The organism is Micromonospora sp. NPDC051296 (genome assembly GCF_040682255.1).
In the GTDB taxonomy this organism is placed as follows: domain Bacteria; phylum Actinomycetota; class Actinomycetes; order Mycobacteriales; family Micromonosporaceae; genus Micromonospora; species Micromonospora craterilacus.
The window spans coordinates 1-19,071 of record NZ_JBFBAO010000094.1; the positions used below are offsets into that span (position 1 = coordinate 1).

The window sequence follows — 19,071 nt, forward strand, 5'->3', positions numbered from 1 at the left end:
CTGCACGAGCAGGCCACCGATGCTCGGGCCGGCCACGTGCGACAGGGCTCTGCTGCCGTTGACCAGACTGTTGGCGTCCACATAGTCGGGCCGCTGGACCAGGGCGGCGAACAGGCTGCTGTGCGCCACCTCGAAGAACACCGAGAAGATCCCGACAAGGAAGACCATGGCACAGAGCAGCAGCAGGTTCAGTGCGTCCGCCCACCACAGCAGCGGCACGGCCAGCAGAAGGCCCGCCCGGCCGAGGTCGGTGATGATCATTACTTGGCGCCGGCGTGGCTGCCGGTCCACCCAGGCGCCGGCCGGCAGGGAGAAGAACAGGTTCGGCAGTAACGCGGCGGCGGTCAGGTAGCCCATCTCGGCGGGTCCGGCGCCGACCGTGAGCAGGGCCAGCAGCGGCACGGCGAGCATGGTGATCTGGTCGCCGAAGAGCGAGACGGTCTGCGCGGACCAGTAGCGGCGGAAGGCGGTTTGCTGGAGCAGCCGCGGGATGCGCGGCCGGCGCGGCGGTGCCGGGTCGGCCAGGACGAGGGGTTCAGTCATGGTCAGATCCCGCTCGCTGGCCCTCGGAGGGCTCGGCTCCACGCGGTAGCGCCATCTGGACGATCATCACCGGGCGGGATCCGGGCGGGCGTTTCGCCGGGTCGGCGATCCGCTCGTCGTACCGGGCCAGCAGCGCGTCGATCCCCTCCGTGACCTCGCGCAACTCAGCGGCGGTGACATGCAGCAACGCGTCGCCGAAGCCGGCGGCGGCCCGCCACTCGACGGGCTCGTCGGCGCGGACGGCGAGGTAGTCCTGCGCGCGTTGCAGGTATTGGGCGAGCATCAAGCTGTTGAGCTGGTCGGCGGCAGCCTTCATCGCCGGATCGTCGGAGTCGTCGTCCCAGGACGTGTACTGCGTGGTGGCCCGCCAGGGCCGTTCCCGACCGTCCGCCCCTGGAACGCGTTCGGCGAACCCGTACTTGGCGAGTTGTCGCAGGTGGAACGAGCAGTTCGGCACGTTGTCGTCGAGCCGGGCGGCCGCCTGAGTCGCGGTCATCGGGCCCTCGCCGCGCAGCAGCCCGATCAGGCGCATCCGCAGCGGATGCGCGTACGCCCGCAGGGCGCGTGGGTCGGTGACTTTGATCGAACGCTGAGACGCCTCGTCGGTCACACAGTAGAGAATGCTTTAGAAAGATATCTTTAGCAAGAGTCCACCGTCCGGCAATCAAGAAGCGCCGTCGCACCTTCCGAGACATAAAGACAGGGCGCGCACGTGAGCCCGATGCTCGCGTGCGCGCCCTGCTGTCGCGCCAGTCGTCGGGGCCGGCTCAGCCGACGGCGGCCATGATCTCGTCGCTGACGTCGAAGTTGGCGAAGACGTTCTGCACGTCGTCGCAGTCCTCCAGGACGTCGATCAGCTTGAAGATCTTGCGCGCGCCCTCCTCGTCCAGCGGCACGTTGACGCTGGGGATCAGCGAGGACTCGGCCGACTCGTACTCAATGCCGGCGTCCTGCAGCGAGGTCCGCACGGCGAGCAGGTCGCCCGGCTCGGAGACCACCTCGAACGCCTCGCCCAGGTCGTTGACCTCTTCGGCGCCCGCGTCGAGGACCGCCATCATCACGTCGTCCTCGGTGGTGCCCGCCTTCGGCACGATCACCACGCCCTTGCGGGAGAACATGTACGACACCGAGCCGGCGTCGGCGAACGAGCCGCCGTTGCGGGTCAGCGCGGTGCGCACCTCGGTGGCCGCCCGGTTGCGGTTGTCGGTCAGGCACTCGATCAGCAGCGCGACGCCGTTGGGGCCGTAGCCCTCATACATGATCGTCTGGTAGTCGGCACCGCCGGCCTCCAGGCCGGAGCCGCGCTTGACCGCACGATCGATGTTGTCGTTGGGGACCGAGTTCTTCTTGGCCTTCTGGATCGCGTCGTAGAGCGTCGGGTTGCCGGCCGGGTCGCCGCCGCCGGTACGTGCCGCGACCTCCACGTTCTTGATCAGCTTGGCGAACATCTTGCCGCGCTTGGCGTCGATGACCGCCTTCTTGTGCTTGGTCGTCGCCCACTTTGAGTGGCCGGACATCTGATACCTCCGTTGCTACCCGCCGTCTGCATCGACCGCACCGCACGCGCCCCGCTCCGCACCGGCGCACACGGGTGGTGCCGGTCAGCTCTGGTGGAAGCCGTGGCGGCCAGATGGCCCTGCCGAATCTCGACAATCCTACCGACGAGCCACGAGTGGTCGTCACCCGCCGCACGTCAGCGACCGACCAGGATCACTGCGATCAACGCATAGCGGACAAAAGCTATTCCCCCATGCCGTGCGACCCCAGCACGGTGAACTCGGCTGTGCTTCGCTCCTCGCAGCGCTCGTCGAGGGCGGCCCGGTAGCGCCGGAACGACTCCAGCGCCGGCAGTGGCCCCGGCAACTCCGGGCCCATCGCGACTTCGACGAAGCGGTGCCCGTCGTCGAGCCGCAGGGTCAGGTAGCGGAACCCGGCCGGCCTGAGCCGGGCCAGTTCCTCGTGCACGGCGCCGAGCAGGGTCAGGTGCTCGGCGAGGCAATCGGGGCGGACCTGGTACGTGATCAGGATCGTCTCCATGCTCACCGCCTCGCCACCGGGGCCACGGCCCGACCCGCCGCCTCGCCGGCACCACCGCCGGCCCGCTCCGGCTCCGGCCGATCGCCGGAGCCGCGTCCCCCGGCAGCCGCGAGGAGTTCGGTGATCATTGCCGTCAACGCCGCCGCCCGGCCCTCGCCAGGCGCTATCCGCGCGACGGCGGTCGGGTCGGACAAGTCATCGCCGGGCCACACGAAGTCGGTGAAGAGTCCCAGCTCGACGTGGTTCGGCACGACCGTCATCCCCACCTCGGCGAGGATCGCCCGCAGATGCTCGACCGCCTGCCCGCCTCCGTCCACACCGTAGCCGAGCACACCAGCCGACTTGCCGCGCCACTCGGCGTCCAGGTAGTCGATGCCGTTCTTGAGCACGGCCGGGACCGAATGGTTGTACTCCGGGGTGACGAAGATGAAGGCGTCGCACGCCGCCACCACCGCTGACCAGCGGCGGGTGTGGTCGTGGCGGTAGTCGCCGAACCTCGCCGGCGCCGGTTCGTCCAGCATCGGCAGCCGCTGCTCCGCGAGGTCGATCAGCTCGACGGTCGCGGTGCCGGTCCGTACCGCCGGGTGCCCGGCGGCCACCTCGGCCACCCATCCGGCCACCGCCGGCCCTCGTCGGCCCGGACGACTGCTGCCCACGACCAGGCCCACGACGACCGGTCCATTCTTCTGCACACTGTTCATGGCTCGATTCCACCGGCGGTCCGGCACCGCCGGGAGGCCGGTGCGAGGGTAGCCCTGGCGGGGACACCCTCGCGCCCGACGGCGCCGGCAGACTTAGAGCGTGATGGACGGGGAGTTGGGCGCGTTCCTCCGCAGCCGCCGGGAGGCCCTGCGGCCCGGCCAGGTGGGGTTGCCGGTAGGTGCCCGGCGACGCACTCCGGGACTGCGCCGGGCGGAGTTGGCCACGCTGGCCCAGGTCAGTGTGGAGTACCTGACCCGCCTCGAACAGGGCCGGGACACCCGGCCCTCACCGGAGATCCTCGCCGCGCTGGCGGACGCCTTGCGGCTGGACGACGCCGACCGGCAACACCTACAGGAACTCGCGTCGGTCAACCATCGCCGGCAGCTGTGCGCGGGCGGGCGGCCGGCGGTCTCGCGTACCGTCCGCCCGGCGGTCCGGTCGCTGCTGGAGGCGCTGCGGGACCGGCCGGCGTACCTGCTCAACCGGCTCGGCGACGTGCTGGCCTGGAACGACCCGTTCGACCGGCTGGCCCGACCGCTGGGGCTGCTCGACGGAGATCACCCCAACCTGGTGTGGTTCGTCTTCACCCACGAACGGGCCCGCGAGCATTTCCCCGACTGGGCGGAGCTGGCCGACCAGCAGGTCACCGAGTTGCACGGGCTGCGCCGGGGCGATCCGGCCACCGACGCGTTCGCCGAGCGACTCGGCCGCACCGTCGGAGCGCCGTTCACATCCCGGTGGCAGCGCCGGCCGGTCGCGGTGAGGTCCACCGGCGTCCGCTGGTTGCGGCATCCGGAGGTGGGGCCGCTGCGGCTGGCGTACGAGACGCTGGACGTCACCGACGACCAGCAGCGGCTGGTGGTGCAGCTACCCGCCGACGCCGCCAGCGCGGAGGCGCTGGACCGGTTGCTGGGACGGCGGCCGGGTGGGCTGCGCTCGGTGGCCGGCTGAGGTTCGGACCGGCCTGGCAGTCCCTGCGCTACGCGGACCGGCTCAGCTCGTGCCACGCGCCGGCCGGCTCAGCTCGCGGTGCGGACCAGGTCCACGAAGTAGGCGTGCAGCCGCAGGTCGCCGGTGAGTTCCGGATGGAACGAGGTGGCCAGCAGGTTGGCCTGCCGCACCGCCACGATCCGGCCGGCCGCCGGGCCGTCGGTCACCGTGCCCAGCACCTCGACGCCGTCGCCGACCCGCTCGACCCAGGGCGCCCGGATGAAGATCGCGTGCAGCGGCCCGCCGTCGATGCCGGCGATCTCCACCGGTGCCTCGAACGAGTCGACCTGCCGGCCGAACGCGTTGCGCCGGACGGTCATCGAGATGCCGTCGAAGCCGCGCTGGTCCGGCCGGCCGTCGAGGACCTCGGTGGCCAGCATGATCATGCCGGCGCACGAGCCGTAGACCGGCATGCCGGCGGCGATCCGCTTGTCGATCGGGTCACGCAGCTCGAAGATGTCGACCAGCTTGCTGATCGTGGTGGACTCCCCGCCCGGGATGACCAGGCCGTCGACCGCGTCGAGTTCCTCCGGCCGGCGTACCGGGCGGGCCCGCGCGCCGGCTCCGGTCAGCGCGGTGAGGTGTTCGCGGACGTCACCCTGCAGGGCGAGGACACCGATCACGGGTGCCGTCACGTGCGTTCCTTCCAGGTGTTAAGAAGGGGCCCCTGCTCTACCCGAGGCGTTAACAGGGGGCCCCTCCTTTCATGTCACCAGCCGCGTTCGGCGAGGCGGTGCGGCTGCGGGATCTCGTCGACGTTGATGCCGACCATCGCCTCGCCGAGCCCCCGGGAGACCTTGGCCAGCACGTCCGGGTCGTCGTGGAAGGTGGTCGCCTTGACGATCGCGGCGGCCCGCTGGGCCGGGTTGCCGGACTTGAAGATGCCGGAGCCGACGAAGACGCCCTCCGCGCCGAGCTGCATCATCATGGCGGCGTCGGCCGGGGTGGCGATGCCACCGGCGGTGAACAGCACCACCGGCAGCTTGCCGGTCTCGGCGATCTCCTTGACCAGCTCGTACGGCGCCTGCAGCTCCTTCGCCGCGACGAACAGCTCGTCGGTCGGCAGCGACTGGAGCCGGCGGATCTCCTGGCGGATCTTGCGCATGTGGGTGGTGGCGTTGGAGACGTCGCCGGTGCCGGCCTCACCCTTGGAGCGGATCATGGCGGCGCCTTCGGTGATCCGGCGCAGCGCCTCGCCCAGGTTGGTCGCACCGCAGACGAACGGGACGGTGAAGGCCCACTTGTCGATGTGGTTGGCGTAGTCGGCCGGGGTGAGCACCTCGGACTCGTCGACGTAGTCGACGCCCAGGGACTGCAGGATCTGCGCCTCGACGAAGTGGCCGATGCGGGCCTTGGCCATCACCGGGATGGAGACCGCGTTGATGATGCCGTCGATCATGTCGGGGTCGCTCATCCGCGACACCCCGCCCTGCGCGCGGATGTCGGCCGGCACCCGCTCCAGCGCCATCACCGCGACCGCGCCGGCGTCCTCAGCGATCTTGGCTTGCTCGGAGGTGACCACGTCCATGATCACACCGCCCTTGAGCATCTCGGCCATGCCGCGCTTCACGCGGGCGGTGCCGACGACCGGGGTGGCGCTGGCGTTCGGGGAAGTCGTTTCGGACACGGGTTATCGCTCCTCAGGGCGTGCTCGGGGAGGTGGCAGCGGAGATGCTACGCCCGGGTCAACGCCGTACCGACAGCCAATCAGACCCGTGGTGGCCTGCTCTGTGGCCGCCGTCACCCTCGCCCGGCGCCTACCGCCGACGCCCGGATCACCTGGTGGGGACGTCGGCGGCGGGGACGGCGAGAGTCGGGTCGTCGATGTCGAAGTAGCGCGGCCAGGTGTGCCCGCGCCCCATCCGGAACAGGCGTACCAGCGGCCGGCCGCGCGCCGTGCGGGCGTCCCGGACCAGGTCGGTGTGCACCTGTCGGGCCAGGGCGAGCCGCCGGCTGGCCGCGATGACGGCCTCACAGTCCGGGTCGGTGGGGTCGAGCCGGACCGTGCGCAGCTGCCGGGTCAGGTCGTTCTCGGCCGCCTCCCGCTCGTCCGGGCGGGCGTCCAGCGCGATGCGCGCCGCCGCGTACAGCTCGACGCCGTAGCGGCGTTCGGCCAGCACCGCCGCCGCGGCGGCCCGGCGCAGCAGGTGGGCGTCCAGGGCGCGGGCGGCCAGCTGCGCGCGGGCCTGCAGCCGCTCGACCCGGCCGGCGGTCCAGATCAGGTACGCCACGACCAGGGCGGCGACCACCGTCGCGCCCACCACCCACCACATGCCCGGCATCGTAGTGCTGCTCCCGTTCCTCCCGATCAGTCCGGCCCCACCCACTCCTGGTCGATCACCCGCCCGTCGGTCGCCTCGATCGCCGCTGCGTATACCTCCAGAACGCGGCGGGCAACCACGGGCCAGTCGAAATTTGCCACCACCTGGTCGCCGCAGGCGGTCAGCTCCGCCCGCTGGGCCGGGTCGTCCAGCAGCTCCGCCAGGGTCTCACGCAGCGCCACCGGGTCACCGGTGGGGAACAGCCGACCGGCCCGGCCGCCGTCGAGCACCCGGCGGAAGGCGTCGAGATCGCTGGCGACGACGGTGGTGCCCGCGGCCAGGGCCTCGGTGAGGATCATGCCGAAGGATTCGCCACCCGTGTTCGGTGCGACGTAGAGGTGCACGCTGCGCAGCATCCGCGCCTTCTCCTCCTCGGGTACCAACCCGAGGAAGGTCACCCGTTCCCGAAGGTCGGGCGGAAACTGGTCGAACAGGTCGTCCGGGTCGCCGGGGCCGGCGACCAGCAGGCGCAGCCCGGGGCGCTGGCGGGCCAGCTCGACGAAGGCGTCGCGCAGGATCGGGAAGCCCTTGCGCGGCTCGGTGAACCGGCCCAGGAAGCCGAGCGTGCCGCCGGTACCCGGGATGAACTCCCCGGGCCACCCGGGCAGCGGCTCGACCCCGGCGAACTTGGCCACCGCGACCCCGTTGGGGATCTCCACCGCGCCACCGTCCAGGTGCTCGACCTGCACCTTTCGGGCCAGGGCGCTGACCGCGATTCGCGCGGTGATCCGCTCCAGCACGATCTGGAGTACGCCCTGGGCGGCGGCGAGCACCCGGGAGCGGGTCATCGCGGTGTGGAAGGTGGCCACCACCGGCCCCCGGGCGGAGAGCACGGCGAGCATGGACAGGCTCAGCGCGAGCGGCTCGTGCACGTGCAGCACGTCGAAGTCGCCCCGGGTTATCCACCGGCGTACCCGGGCGGTGGAGACCGGGCCGAAGGCGATCCGGGCCACCGAGCCGTTGTACGGCAGCGGCACCGACCGGCCGGCCGGCACCACGTACGGCGGCAGCGGCGAGTCCTCGTCCGCCGGGGCGAGGACGCTCACCTCGTGCCCGAGCCCGATCAGCGCCTCCGCGAGGTCCATGACGTGGTTCTGGACCCCGCCGGGCACGTCGAAGGAGTACGGGCAGACGATGCCGATCCGCATTGCGCCCGTCCCCTCAGTCCAGCCACATCCGCTGCAACATGTGCCAGTCTTGCGGATTCCGGGCGATGCCCGCCGCGAGACCGTCGGCGATCAACTGGGTCAGCGACCGGACCCGGGTGTCCAGCGTGCCCTCCTCGGGCCCCGGCACCGGCAGTGGGCCATCAAGCACAGCACACGCCGCATCCGGTTCGTACCACATCGACGCCACGTACAACGGCGCGCCGGAGCGCAGCGCGAGCAGCGCCGGGCCGGCCGGCATCCGGGTCCGGCCGCCGAAGAACTCCACCTCCACCCCGCGGGCGGACAGGTCCCGGTCGGCGAGCAGCGGCACCACCGCACCGGCGGCGAGCCGGTCGGTCAGCACGTCGATCGCCGGGCGTTCGCCGCCGGTGGTGGGCAGGATCTCCATGCCCAGGCCCTGCCGGAACGCGAGGAACCGCTGGTAGACGGCCTCCTGCTTGAGTCGCTCGGCGACGGTGGACAACGGCCAGCCGTTGGCCGCGACCCACGCCCCGGCCGCGTCCCAGTTGCCGGCGTGCGGCAGCGCCACCACCGCGCCGCGCCCGGCCTCCACGTCGGCGGCGAGCAGCTCGGCGCGCCCCAACCGGAACCCGGCGAGGATCTGCTGGCGGCTCAGCGACGGCAGCCGGAACGCCTCCATCCAGTAGCGGGCGTACGAGCGCAGGCCCCGGCGGACCAGCTCGTCCAGCTCGGCCTCGGGCAGTTCCGGGCCGACCACCCGACGCAGGTTGTTGGCGAGCCGGGTGGCGCCGGCACCGCGGCGACGGTGGGCCCGGTCGGCCACGGCGTTGAACCCCGCGGCGGCGACCGGCCGGGGCAACGCGCGGATCAGCCGCCAGCCGGCGGCGAAGCCGAGTTCGGTGGGGTTCACCGGGGCGGGCCTCCCGCCAGCGCGTGTGGCGAGGTCCCGGCGGGAGTCCTCGACCCGCGCCCCCGTGTGCCGCTCACCCGTGGCCGCCGGGCGCGCCGACCTGCTGGGCCTGCCGGTACACGTGCCGCATCCGCTGGCCCACGGTGAACAGCGACACCGCCGCGAGCAGCCACAGCGCGATCGGCAACGCCGCCGGGTGGACCAGGGCGGCGAGCAGGCCGCCGACGCCGACGATCAGCAGCCGCTCGGTGCGCTCGGCGATGCCGACGTTGGCGCTCATCCCGAGCCCCTCGGCGCGGGCCTTCACGTACGACACGAGCCCACCTGCGGCCAGGCAGATCAGCGCGGCGGCCATCCCGGCGCGATCCCCTCTGCCGGCCAGGTAGAAGGCGACCGCGCCGAAGACCGCGCTGTCGGCGACCCGATCCATGCTGGAGTCGAGAAAGGCGCCGAACCGGGTGGCACCACCGCTCATCCGGGCCATCGTCCCGTCGAGCAGGTCGGTGAGCGCGAAGACCGTCACGATCAGCGCACCGGCGACCAGATGCCCGCGGGCGCCGAAGCCGAGCGCGCCGACGAGCACACCGACGGTGCCCGCGACGGTAACCGCGTTGGGGGACACGCCCGCGCGCAGCAGGCGGCGGGCAATCGGCTCCACGACGCGGGTCATCCCCGCGCGGGCCGACACTTGGAAGATCTTCGCCATGGCGGTCCCACGATAACGGTCGTCGCCCGACCAGCGACACCGCCGGTCTGACCTGGGAGGGTTGTGCCGGTCCCGCCATCGGGTGTGAGATCGAGCCGGGAGGGTGAGCCGGGTCACCCGACCGCCCGTTGACTGCCCGGTTCGGAGCGATCCACCGGAGGATATCGCCGCAGTACCCGCCCGGGCCGCATCCCCGTCGCGCGCGGCGGTCGCCACCCACCACCACCGGCTGAGGGAGGTGCGCCCGATGGCGCAGAAGAGTCAGGAAAAGGGGGTAACCGCCGGCGTTCCGGCGGTCACCGATCCTGCGAGGATCCGCAACGTGGTGCTCGTCGGGCACTCCGGAGCGGGCAAGACGACCCTGGTCGAGGCGCTGCTCGCGGCGACCGGCACGATCGCCCGGGCCGGCTCGGTCGCCGACGGGAACACCGTCTGCGACCACGATCCGGCGGCCGTACGCCAGCAGCGTTCGGTCGCGCTGGCCTGCGCGCCCCTGTTGCACGACGGCATCAAGGTCAACCTGCTGGACAGCCCCGGCTACGCCGACTTCGTCGGTGAGCTGCGCGCCGGCCTGCGCGCCGCCGACGCCGCACTGTTCGTGGTCTCCGCCGTCGACGGGATGGACGCCGCCACCGCCGCGCTGTGGGAGGAGTGCGCCGCGGTCGACATGCCCCGGGCGGTCGCGGTCTCCCGGCTCGATCATCCGCGCGCCGACTTCGACGAGGCGGTAGCGCTCTGCCAGCGGGTCTTCGGCGACAACGTGCTCCCGCTCTACCTGCCGATGCTCGGCGACGACGGGGTCTCCACCGTCGGCCTGCTGGGGCTGATCACCCGGCGGGTCTTCGACTACACCGACGGCCTGCCGCCGCAGGTCCGCGAACCCGACCCGGAGCACCTGCCGGCCATCGCCGAGTCCCGCAACGAGCTGATCGAGGGGATCATCGCGGAGAGCGAGGACGAGACCCTGATGGACCGGTACCTCGGTGGCGAGGAGATCGGCGCCGACATCCTGATCGAGGACCTCGAGAAGGCCGTCGCCCGGGGTCACTTCTACCCGGTGGTGCCGGTCTGCGCGGCGACCGGGGTCGGGCTGGACGCGCTGCTGGAGGTGCTCACCGCCGGCTTCCCGTCGCCGCCGGAGCACGCCCTGCCGGCGGTCACCGGGGTGGACGGCTCACCCCGCCCGCCACTGACCTGCGACCCGGCCGGTCCGCTGGTCGCCGAGGTGGTCAAGACCACCATCGACCGGCACGTCGGGCGGGTCTGCGTGGTCCGGGTCTTCTCCGGCACGCTGCGCCCCGAGCAGACGGTGCACGTCTCCGGGCACGGCCTGGCCGAGCGCGGCCACCCCGACCACGACGCCGACGAGCGGATCGCCCACCTCTACAGCCCGCTGGGAGCCACGCTGCGGGAGGTCGGGGTCGCCGTGGCCGGCGACATCTGCGCGATCACCAAATCCGGCAGCGCGGAGACCGGCGACACCATCTCCGCCAAGGACGAGCCGCTGCTGATCGCCCCGTGGGAGATGCCCGAGCCGCTGCTGCCGGTGGCCATCGTGGCGAAGTCCCGCTCGGACGAGGACGCGCTGGCCCGCAACCTGGCCCGGCTGGTGGCCGGCGACCCGACGATGCGCCTGGAGCGCAACCCGGAGACCCACCAGCTGGTGCTGTGGTGCATGGGCGAGGCGCACGCCGACGTGGTCCTCGACCGGCTGCACGCCGGCGGGGTCGAGCTGGAGACGGAGCCGGTGAAGGTGGCGCTGCGGGAGACGCTGACGGCGGCCGCACGGGGGCATGGCCGGCACGTCAAGCAGTCCGGCGGGCACGGCCAGTACGCCGTCTGCGACATCGAGGTGGAACCGCTGCCGCGCGGCGCGGGTTTCGAGTTCGTCGACCGGGTGGTCGGCGGCGCGGTGCCGCACAACTACATCCCGTCGGTCGAGAAGGGGGTACGCGCCCAGATGGAGCGCGGCCTGGTCGCCGGCCACCGGGTGGTGGATCTGCGGGTGACCCTGGTCGACGGCAAGGCGCACAGCGTGGACTCCTCCGACGCGGCGTTCCAGACCGCCGGAGCCCTGGCCCTGCGCGCCGCCGCCGACGGCGGCGGGCAGCCGGCGCTGCTGGAGCCGATCGACGAGGTGAGCATCCGGGTGCCCGACGGCAACGTGGGCACCGTGATGGGCGACCTGTCCGGTCGGCGCGGCCGGGTGCTCGGCACCGAGCCGGACCCGGACTCGGAGGGGCGCACCCTGGTCCGCGCCGAGGTGCCCGCCACGGAACTGCTGCGCTACGCCGTGGAGCTGCGCGCGATGACCGCGGGGGCTGGCACCTTCCGCCGCCACTTCGTCCGCCACGACCCGATGCCCACCCACCTCGCCGACCAGATCCGCAAGGAACACACCTGACGGTGGGTCGCCCTGGTCAGGGGCGGGCGGTGGGCAGCATGGGGCTGGGCCAGTAGGGGCGGTCGACCTCGCGCAGGGCGGCGGCTCGCAGGGCCGCGAGCTGCCGCTCCACCTCGGCGAACTGGTCGGGGGTGAGCGGTCCCCGGGCCAGCGCCGCGGCGTTCTCCTCGACCTGGGCGACGCTGCGGCAGCCCGGGATCGGAATCGTCCGGTCGCTGCGGGCCCAGATCCACCCCAGGGCGCCCTGGGCCAGGGTGCGTCCGTCGGCGGTCAGCGCCGCCCGGACCGCGTGCACCCGGCGTAGCCACTCCGGGGCCGGTCGCCCACCCCGGAACCACTCCAGCCAGCCCGAGGTCATGCCCCGCACGTCGTCGCGGGGCAGCCTCGAGGCGGGGTGGTACTTGCCGGTGAGCAGCCCCATCCCGAGCGGCCCCCGGTTGATGCTGGCCAGGTCGTACTTGGCGCAGACGGCGAGCAGGTCGGGGGCGTCGCGCAGCACCGACAGGCTGTGCTGCACGGCGGCGGCGTGCCGGGCGTCCTGCCCGAAGGTCGCGGCCCGGTCGGCCCGGTCGGTGCTCCAGCCGTACGCCCGGATCAGGCCGTCGGCCACCAGGCCCTCCAGGGCGCCGATCAGCGCCTGCGCCCGGGCCACCGGCAGGTCGGCCAGGTGCAGCTGGTAGAGGTCGATCCGGTCGGTGTCGAGGCGGCGCAGCGAGTCCTGCACGGCCCGCCGGAGGTACGCCGGCGAGGCGTCGGTCCCGGTGGCCTGTCGGGCCCGCTCGTCGAACGTGTAGCCCCACTTGGTGGCGATGACCGCCGCGTCGCGCCGGCCCGCCAGGGCCCGCCCGAGGAGCCGCTCACCGTGCCCGGCACCGTACGTGTCGGCGGTGTCGAACAGCGTCACGCCGAGGTCCAGGGCCCGGCGGATCGCCCGGGTCGACTCCTCGTCGTCGACCGCTCCCCAGCCCAGCGGGGTGCGTCCCTCGGCCCAGGGACCGGCGATCGCCCAGCAGCCCATGCCCAGGGCGCTGACCTCGATGCCGCTGCGGCCCAGCGTCCGCGTCGACTCCACCATCGGCGCATCGTGCCATCTTCCGGACACGGTATGACAGACATCCACCACGATCATCCGTACGGGCGACCGATGCCGACGGATCAGCCCAGATCGCCCCGGATCCGCCCCGTTCGGTGCCCGACGCGATCGACGTGCGGATCGCCCCGGATCACCCTCCCCCACCGCCGCCTTTGCTCTGCTTACCGATACGCATCGACTTCGTTCCGTAACCGATGCGGGTGCGTAAGCAGAGCAAAGGACGCGCGGTGCAGGCGGCTCGCCCCGCGCGACAGCGGACGCGGGCGCGGCGGGAGCTGGGGTCAGGAGGGCCAGGCGCGGGTGAGGAGGTCGCGGGTGTCGCCGAGCAGTTGCGGCAGCACCTTGGTGCGCCCGATCACCGCCATGAAGTTGGCGTCGCCGCCCCATCGGGGCACCACGTGCTGGTGCAGGTGGGCGGCGATGCCGGCGCCGGCCACCCCGCCCTGGTTCATCCCCAGGTTGAAGCCGTGCGCATTGCTGACCTTGCGGATCACCCGCATCGCGGTCTGGGTGAACGACGCCAGCTCGGCCGTCTCCGGCCCGTCCAGGTCGGTGTAGTCGGCCACGTGCCGGTACGGGCAGACCAGCAGGTGGCCCGCGTTGTACGGGTACAGGTTGAGCACCGCGAACACGTGCTCGCCCCGCGCCACCACCAGGCTCTCCTCCGGTGGCCGGTTCGGGGCCAGGCAGAACGGGCAACCGGCGGGCTTGTCGTAGCCGCCCTCGGGCCGATCCTCACCGGAGATGTACGTCATCCGGTGCGGCGTCCAGAGCCGCTCCAGCCCGCCGGCCATGTCCCTGTCGGTGTGCCCGTCCGCCCCAGTCACACCGGCGATCCTACGTACCGCGCGGCGATCGCCCACCACCCGTACCGCGGCACCGCTCGTGTGACGGCAGACGGTGACGCCCGCTTGCAAAGCCAATCAAGAATTTCTTGACTCTTGCATTGACGTACGTAAAACTTCCAATCCATCTTGCGTCGAAGATCGTCGATTGGAGCTGATCATGGAACGACGTAACCTCCGACACCGTCTGGCACAGGCCCTCACCGCCTGCGTGATGGCTGCGGTAGCGAGCCTGGCGACGGTGACCGTCACCGGAACCGCCGCCCAGGCCGACGGCTGCTACACCTGGGGCCGCATGCTGTCCTCCGGGATGACCGGCGAGGACGTACGCCAGTTACAGATCCGCGTCTCCGGCTACCCCGGCTACGGTGCGGTGCTCGGTATCGACGGGGCGTACGGTCCGGCCACCCGGTCCGCGGTGATTCGTTTCCAGCAGGCGTACGGCCTGGCCGCCGACGGTGTGGCCGGCCCACAGACGTTCAACCAGATCTACGCGCTCCAGGACGACGACTGCACGCCGGTCAGCTTCAGCTATGCCGAGTGGAACCGGTGCAACAGCGACTGGTCCGGCGGTGCGGTCCCGGCGAGCACCGCACGGTTCAACGCGCTGGTCTCCATGTGGAAACTCCAGGCCATGCGCCGCGCCATGGGCAATGCGCCCCTCTACCTCAGCAGCGGGTTCCGCAGCTACTCCTGCAACAGTGCGGTCGGCGGGGCCAGCAACAGCCGGCACCTGTACGGCGACGGGATCGACCTGGTCGGGTCGCACTCCTTCTGCGCGCTCGCCCAGCAGGCCCGCAACCACGGTTTCAGCAACATCCTCGGCCCCGGCTACCCGGGCCACAACGACCACACCCACCTGGGCAACTCACCCAGCCGCTCCTGGTCGGCGCCCAGCTGCGGGATCTGACGACCGGCACACGCCGTGACGGCGGCCCCTGCGCCTGGCAGGAGCCGCCGTCACGGCAGGTCAGGCGGCCGAAGGGCCGGTGTTGGTGCGGGAGGAGACCACGTCGAGGACGTGGCCGACCGCCTCGGCGAGCGGCACCCCGTTGCGCTGGGAGCCGTCCCGGTAGCGGAACGAAACGGTGCCGGCGGCCACGTCGTCGTCCCCGGCGATCACCATGAACGGGATCTTCTGCTGCTGCGCGTTTCGGATCTTCTTCTGCATCCGCTCGTCACCGGCGTCGACCTGGGCGCGGATGCCCTCGGCACGCAGCGCGGCGGCGAAGCCGTGCAGGTAGTCGGTGTGGTCCTCGCGGATCGGGATGCCGACCACCTGCACCGGGGCCAACCACGCCGGGAACGCCCCCGCGTAGTGCTCGGTGAGCACGCCGAAGAACCGCTCGATCGAGCCGAACAGCGCCCGGTGGATCATGACCGGCCGCTGCCGGGTGCCGTCAGCGGCCTGGTACTCCAGGCCGAACCGCTCCGGCTGGTTGAAGTCGACCTGGATGGTGGACATCTGCCAGGTCCGCCCGATGGCGTCCTTGGCCTGCACCGAGATCTTCGGGCCGTAGAAGGCCGCGCCGCCCGGGTCGGGCACCAGGTCCAGCCCGGAGGTCTCGGCGGCGGTGCGCAGCGCCTCGGTCGCCTCCGCCCAGTCGGCGTCCGACCCGATGAACTTCGGCGAGTCGTCCCGGGTGGACAGCTCCAGGTAGAAGTCGTCCAGGCCGTAATCCCGCAGCAGGTCCAGCACGAACGACAGCAGCGTGGTCAGCTCGCCGGCCATCTGCTCCCGGGTGCAGTAGATGTGCGAGTCGTCCTGGGTCAGGCCCCGCACCCGGGTCAGGCCGTGCACCACGCCCGACTTCTCGTACCGGTAGACCGTGCCGAACTCGAACAGCCGCAGCGGCAGCTCACGGTAGGACCGCCCGCGCGCCCTGAAGATCAGGTTGTGCATCGGGCAGTTCATCGCCTTGAGGTAGTACTCCGCCCCTTCGAGCTGCATGGGCGGGAACATGGTGTCGGCGTAGTACGGCAGGTGGCCCGAGGTCTCGAAGAGCTGCGCCTTGGTGATGTGCGGGCTGTTGACGAACTCGTACCCCGCCTCCTCGTGCCGGCGACGCGAGTAGTTCTCCAGCTCGCGGCGGATGATGCCGCCCTTGGGGTGGAACACCGCGAGGCCGGAGCCGATCTCGTCGGGGAAGCTGAACAGGTCGAGGTCGGCGCCGAGCTTGCGGTGGTCGCGCCGGGCGGCCTCCTCCAGCAGCTTCAGGTACGCCTTCAACCCGTCCCGGGTCGGCCAGGCGGTGCCGTACACCCGCTGCAACTGCGGGTTCTTCTCCGACCCCCGCCAGTACGCGGCGGCCGAGCGCATCAGCTTGAACGCCCCGATCAGCCGGGTGTTCGGCAGGTGCGGGCCGCGGCACAGGTCCGACCAGCAGACCTTGTCCTCGTCGGCGGCGAGGTTGTCGTAGATGGTCAGCTCGCCCCCACCGACCTCCATCACCTCGGAGGAGTCCAGCCCCTCGCCCTTGACGTCGATGAGTTCCAGCTTGAACGGCTCGGCGGCCAGCTCGGCCTTGGCCTGGTCCAGGCTGTCGAAGCGACGGCGACGGAACCGCTGCCCGGACTTGACGATCTCCTGCATCCGCTTCTCGAGCCGGGCCAGGTCGTCCGGCTGGAACGGCTTGTCCACCGCGAAGTCGTAGTAGAAGCCGTTGTCGATCGGCGGGCCGATGCCGAGCTTGGCCTCCGGGAAGACGTCCTGCACGGCCTGGGCGAGCACGTGCGCCGTCGAGTGGCGCAGCACGTTCAGCCCGTCCGGCGAGTCGAGGGCGACCGGCTCGACCGCGGTCTCCTCGGCCGGCTTCCAGTCCAGGTCGCGCAGCATCCCCTGCGGGTCGCGGACCACCACGATCGCCTTCGGGCCGGTGGTGGGCAGCCCGGCCGCGGCCACCGCGTCGGCCGCCGTCGTCCCGGCGGCGACGACGACGGGGTCGGCCACGGCGGGGGTACGGGGTGCGGACACGGGTGACTCCTCACAGCAGGTGAAATTGGCGATGCCGACGTTGGCTCACTGCGATGCTATCGGTCGCCCCGCCGGCCACCGCCGCCGACACCGTCAGCACCGGACCAGGCCCACGGTTGAACCCTTGCGACCCGGGATCCGTACCTCCCGGCGTGGCCGCACGGCCGCGTCGACACTGATGGGAACCCAACATGGCGATGACGCGCGGCGGGAGCCGTCGACGCCGGGGCGGGCCGGTGGCCGCCCTGGCCACGGCCGCGGTGCTGCTCTGGCCTGCGGCGGCCCAGGCGGCCGACGCCGGCTTCACCCCGACCGAGGCCCGGCAGGGCGAGGCGGTGAAGCTGGAGTTCGTGGTACCCGACGAGCGGCCCGGGGTCCGTACCGAGCGGATCGAGATCCGGTTGCCGGCGGACACCCCGATCGCCGAGGTCTATCCGCTGTCGATCGACGGCTGGGCGCCGCTGATCACCACCCGCAAGCTCGACACGCCGGTGGCGGGCATCCACGGACCCGCCACGGACATAGTGACCGCGTCGGTGACCTGGTCCCGGACGCCCGCCGCGGGCGACGGTCCGGCTCGCCTGCCGCTGTCGATGGGCCCGCTGCCACAGACCGACCGGCTTACCTTCGAGCTGCTGCAGACGTACGCCGACGGCCTGGTGGTGCGGTGGGGCGACGGCCCCGGACTGCGCCCGCTGCCCGCGCTCACACTGCTGCCGGCGGATCCAGCCGCGGCCGGCGGGCACGGCGGACATGGGGCGGCACCGGGCGGCCAGCCCGGCGACGCCCCGGCCGAGGCCGAGCCGGACACCGGCCCGAACGCCACCAGTCTGCTCGCCGCCGGGCTGCTCGCCGGCCTCGGCGGCGGCGCGGTGGTGGGCTGGCTGATCAGCCGCCGACGCCGGGCCTCGGCCGACCAGATCGACCGCTCGGTGCTCGACGAGGAGCCGGCCGCCGAGACGACCGCGGCGAAAGGTACGACCGGCGAGGTGGTCGAGGCGGGCACGGCGCGCTGAGGGTCAGCCGACCCAGTCGGGCAGCGGCTCCCGGGCCGCCAGCCAGTCGTCGGGCACCCCGCCCGGGGTGCCCACCCCGGCGTACGCGGCCACCACCGCGCCGACGATCGCGGCGGTGGTGTCCACGTCGCCGCCCGCCTCGACGCAGGCCCGGATCGCCGCCGGGTAGTCGTCCAGGTGCGTGGCGGCCACCCAGCAGGTGAAGGCGACGGTGTCCTGCGCGGTGACCCGGGAGCCGTTGCCGACCGCGTCCACGACCTCGGACATCGGGCGACCGAGCAGACCGGCGACCCGGCGTACGCCCCGGCGCACCTCGGTCGCCGGGTCCAGCGCGGCCGCGACGCCGGCGAGCAGGCGGGCCGGGTCGGGCCGGTACCCGTCCAGGCGGGCGCGGGCGGCCAGGGCGGCGGCCACGGCCACCGCGACCGCCCCGGCGACCCCCTCCGGGTGGGCGTGGGTCACCTCGGCCGACGCCTGGGCCTGCGCGGCGGCCCGGCTGGTCGAGTCGGCGAAGTAGGCACCCAACGGCCCGACCCGCATCGCCGCGCCGTTGCCGCAGGAGCCCTGCCCGTCGAACGCGGAGGCCGCGGCGACCGGCCACGGGGTGCCGGTGCGGATCAGCCGCAGGATGCGCACCGCGCCGGGCCCGTAGCCCCGGTACGGCTCGCAGCGCTCGGCGAAGGCGAGCGCCAGCGGGTCCCGGTCGATCCGGCCCGCCTCGGCGAGCGCCGTCAGCACCGAGCAGGCCATCTCGGTGTCGTCGGTCCACTGCCAGGGCGGCTGGGGCAGCCGGCCGGCGACCAGGTCGGCCGGTTGCCGGCCGGCGACGAAGAACTGGGATCCGAGGGCGTCGCCGACCGACAGACCGGCCAGGGCGTCCCGAGCCAGGGCCAGCCGGGTGTCCGGGTAGAGGGTGAAGGCCATGGTTCAACAAGCTTGGCGGGTTCCGGGGTGGGCCGCAACGACGGGCCGGTTACCGCGGCGAGTACCGTGCTGGGGTGGCCACCGTCCTGCTGGTCGAAGACGATCACGTCGTACGCGGCGCGATGCTCCGCTCCCTCACCGACCGGGGCCATGCCGTGCACGCGGTGGGCACCGCGCTGGACGCACTGCGCCGGGTCGCCGCGGAAACGCCCGACCTGGTCGTGCTCGACCTCGGCCTGCCAGACCTGGACGGATCGGACGCCCTGCGCATGCTGCGCGGCATCACCGACGTGCCGATCATCATCGCCACCGCCCGCGACGACGAGCAGTCCGTGGTCAAGCTGCTGCGCGCCGGGGCCGACGACTACATGGTCAAGCCGTTCACCGGCGCGCACCTGGACGCCCGGATCACCACCGTGTTGCGCCGGGTGGGGCGGGCCAGCCGCGCCGTGCAGCCGGCCGTGCACAGCGTGGGC

Annotated in this window: 20 protein-coding genes; 5 read left to right on the top strand and 15 right to left on the bottom strand. The window is 72.5% G+C overall.

What is annotated here, in order from left to right; all coding sequences use genetic code 11:
- The 5 genes from AB0M52_RS12905 to AB0M52_RS12925 form a co-directional block, all read right to left on the bottom strand.
- Nucleotides 1–543 (bottom strand): MFS transporter (locus tag AB0M52_RS12905; RefSeq protein WP_363952724.1); only part of this gene is annotated, 543 nt, incomplete at its 3' end.
- Entirely contained in the window at nt 536–1,153 is a 618-nt protein-coding gene (locus AB0M52_RS12910; protein ID WP_363952726.1) for a helix-turn-helix domain-containing protein, read from the bottom strand. The genes AB0M52_RS12905 and AB0M52_RS12910, both read right to left, overlap by 8 nt.
- Before the next feature lie 157 nt (nt 1,154–1,310).
- The gene (locus AB0M52_RS12915; RefSeq protein WP_363952728.1) at nt 1,311–2,060 is read right to left on the bottom strand and encodes a YebC/PmpR family DNA-binding transcriptional regulator; all 750 of its coding nucleotides are present in this window, start codon (nt 2,058–2,060) and stop codon (nt 1,311–1,313) included.
- A 223-nt stretch (nt 2,061–2,283) separates the two neighbouring features.
- Complete coding sequence (locus tag AB0M52_RS12920) at nt 2,284–2,580, bottom strand: hypothetical protein (RefSeq protein WP_363952730.1); 297 nt, start codon at nt 2,578–2,580, stop codon at nt 2,284–2,286.
- A gap of 2 nt (nt 2,581–2,582) precedes the next feature.
- Nucleotides 2,583–3,281, bottom strand: a complete 699-nt coding sequence (locus AB0M52_RS12925; protein WP_363952732.1) for an NAD(P)H-dependent oxidoreductase — start codon at nt 3,279–3,281, stop codon at nt 2,583–2,585.
- A 103-nt stretch (nt 3,282–3,384) separates the two neighbouring features.
- On the opposite strand from AB0M52_RS12925, the gene AB0M52_RS12930 reads away from it, so the two are divergent.
- Nucleotides 3,385–4,233 (top strand): helix-turn-helix transcriptional regulator, encoded by an 849-nt coding sequence (locus tag AB0M52_RS12930; protein WP_363952760.1) that lies wholly within the window; start codon nt 3,385–3,387, stop codon nt 4,231–4,233.
- Nucleotides 4,234–4,301: 68 nt separating this feature from the next.
- On the opposite strand, the gene pdxT is transcribed toward AB0M52_RS12930, so the two are convergent.
- From pdxT to pgsA, 6 genes are all read right to left on the bottom strand, one after another.
- Complete coding sequence (gene pdxT, locus AB0M52_RS12935) at nt 4,302–4,907, bottom strand: pyridoxal 5'-phosphate synthase glutaminase subunit PdxT (RefSeq protein ID WP_363952734.1); 606 nt, start codon at nt 4,905–4,907, stop codon at nt 4,302–4,304.
- 74 nt (nt 4,908–4,981) lie between these two features.
- A complete protein-coding gene (pdxS, locus tag AB0M52_RS12940; protein WP_363952736.1) occupies nt 4,982–5,899 on the bottom strand; it encodes a pyridoxal 5'-phosphate synthase lyase subunit PdxS in 918 nt (305 codons plus the stop codon).
- A gap of 148 nt (nt 5,900–6,047) precedes the next feature.
- A complete protein-coding gene (locus AB0M52_RS12945) occupies nt 6,048–6,554 on the bottom strand; it encodes a hypothetical protein (RefSeq protein WP_363952738.1) in 507 nt (168 codons plus the stop codon).
- 26 nt (nt 6,555–6,580) lie between these two features.
- Nucleotides 6,581–7,741 carry a glycosyltransferase family 4 protein gene (locus tag AB0M52_RS12950; protein WP_363952740.1) on the bottom strand — a complete coding sequence of 387 codons (1,161 nt, stop codon included), beginning with the start codon at nt 7,739–7,741 and terminating at the stop codon, nt 6,581–6,583.
- Nucleotides 7,742–7,754: 13 nt separating this feature from the next.
- Nucleotides 7,755–8,633, bottom strand: coding sequence for a phosphatidylinositol mannoside acyltransferase (locus AB0M52_RS12955; RefSeq protein ID WP_363952742.1), 879 nt, complete (start codon nt 8,631–8,633; stop codon nt 7,755–7,757).
- A gap of 73 nt (nt 8,634–8,706) precedes the next feature.
- Nucleotides 8,707–9,339, bottom strand: coding sequence for a phosphatidylinositol phosphate synthase (gene pgsA / locus AB0M52_RS12960; RefSeq protein WP_363952744.1), 633 nt, complete (start codon nt 9,337–9,339; stop codon nt 8,707–8,709).
- 247 nt (nt 9,340–9,586) lie between these two features.
- On the opposite strand from pgsA, the gene AB0M52_RS12965 reads away from it, so the two are divergent.
- The gene (locus tag AB0M52_RS12965; RefSeq protein ID WP_363952746.1) at nt 9,587–11,743 is read left to right on the top strand and encodes an elongation factor G-like protein EF-G2; all 2,157 of its coding nucleotides are present in this window, start codon (nt 9,587–9,589) and stop codon (nt 11,741–11,743) included.
- 16 nt (nt 11,744–11,759) lie between these two features.
- Here AB0M52_RS12965 and AB0M52_RS12970 read toward each other — a convergent pair whose 3' ends face one another.
- Together AB0M52_RS12970 and AB0M52_RS12975 are read right to left on the bottom strand one after the other, a co-directional pair.
- Complete coding sequence (locus tag AB0M52_RS12970; protein WP_363952748.1) at nt 11,760–12,818, bottom strand: aldo/keto reductase; 1,059 nt, start codon at nt 12,816–12,818, stop codon at nt 11,760–11,762.
- Between the two features lie 299 nt (nt 12,819–13,117).
- On the bottom strand, nt 13,118–13,630 hold the full coding sequence (locus tag AB0M52_RS12975) for an HIT domain-containing protein (RefSeq protein ID WP_363952762.1): 513 nt from the start codon (nt 13,628–13,630) through the stop codon (nt 13,118–13,120).
- A 292-nt stretch (nt 13,631–13,922) separates the two neighbouring features.
- On the opposite strand from AB0M52_RS12975, the gene AB0M52_RS12980 reads away from it, so the two are divergent.
- Nucleotides 13,923–14,591, top strand: a complete 669-nt coding sequence (locus AB0M52_RS12980) for a D-Ala-D-Ala carboxypeptidase family metallohydrolase (RefSeq protein WP_363952750.1) — start codon at nt 13,923–13,925, stop codon at nt 14,589–14,591.
- Between the two features lie 60 nt (nt 14,592–14,651).
- Here the strand turns inward: AB0M52_RS12980 and thrS are convergent, their stop codons facing one another.
- Entirely contained in the window at nt 14,652–16,655 is a 2,004-nt protein-coding gene (gene thrS, locus AB0M52_RS12985) for a threonine--tRNA ligase (protein WP_363952752.1), read from the bottom strand.
- A 191-nt stretch (nt 16,656–16,846) separates the two neighbouring features.
- Here thrS and AB0M52_RS12990 point away from each other — a divergent pair, with 191 nt between their 5' ends.
- Nucleotides 16,847–17,671: a DUF1775 domain-containing protein gene (locus AB0M52_RS12990; RefSeq protein WP_363952754.1), complete on the top strand. Its 825-nt coding sequence runs from the start codon at nt 16,847–16,849 to the stop codon at nt 17,669–17,671.
- A 3-nt stretch (nt 17,672–17,674) separates the two neighbouring features.
- Here AB0M52_RS12990 and AB0M52_RS12995 read toward each other — a convergent pair whose 3' ends face one another.
- Entirely contained in the window at nt 17,675–18,595 is a 921-nt protein-coding gene (locus tag AB0M52_RS12995) for an ADP-ribosylglycohydrolase family protein (protein WP_363952756.1), read from the bottom strand.
- A 74-nt stretch (nt 18,596–18,669) separates the two neighbouring features.
- Here AB0M52_RS12995 and AB0M52_RS13000 point away from each other — a divergent pair.
- The coding region (locus AB0M52_RS13000; RefSeq protein WP_363952758.1) for a response regulator at nt 18,670–19,071 on the top strand (402 nt) is incomplete at its 3' end.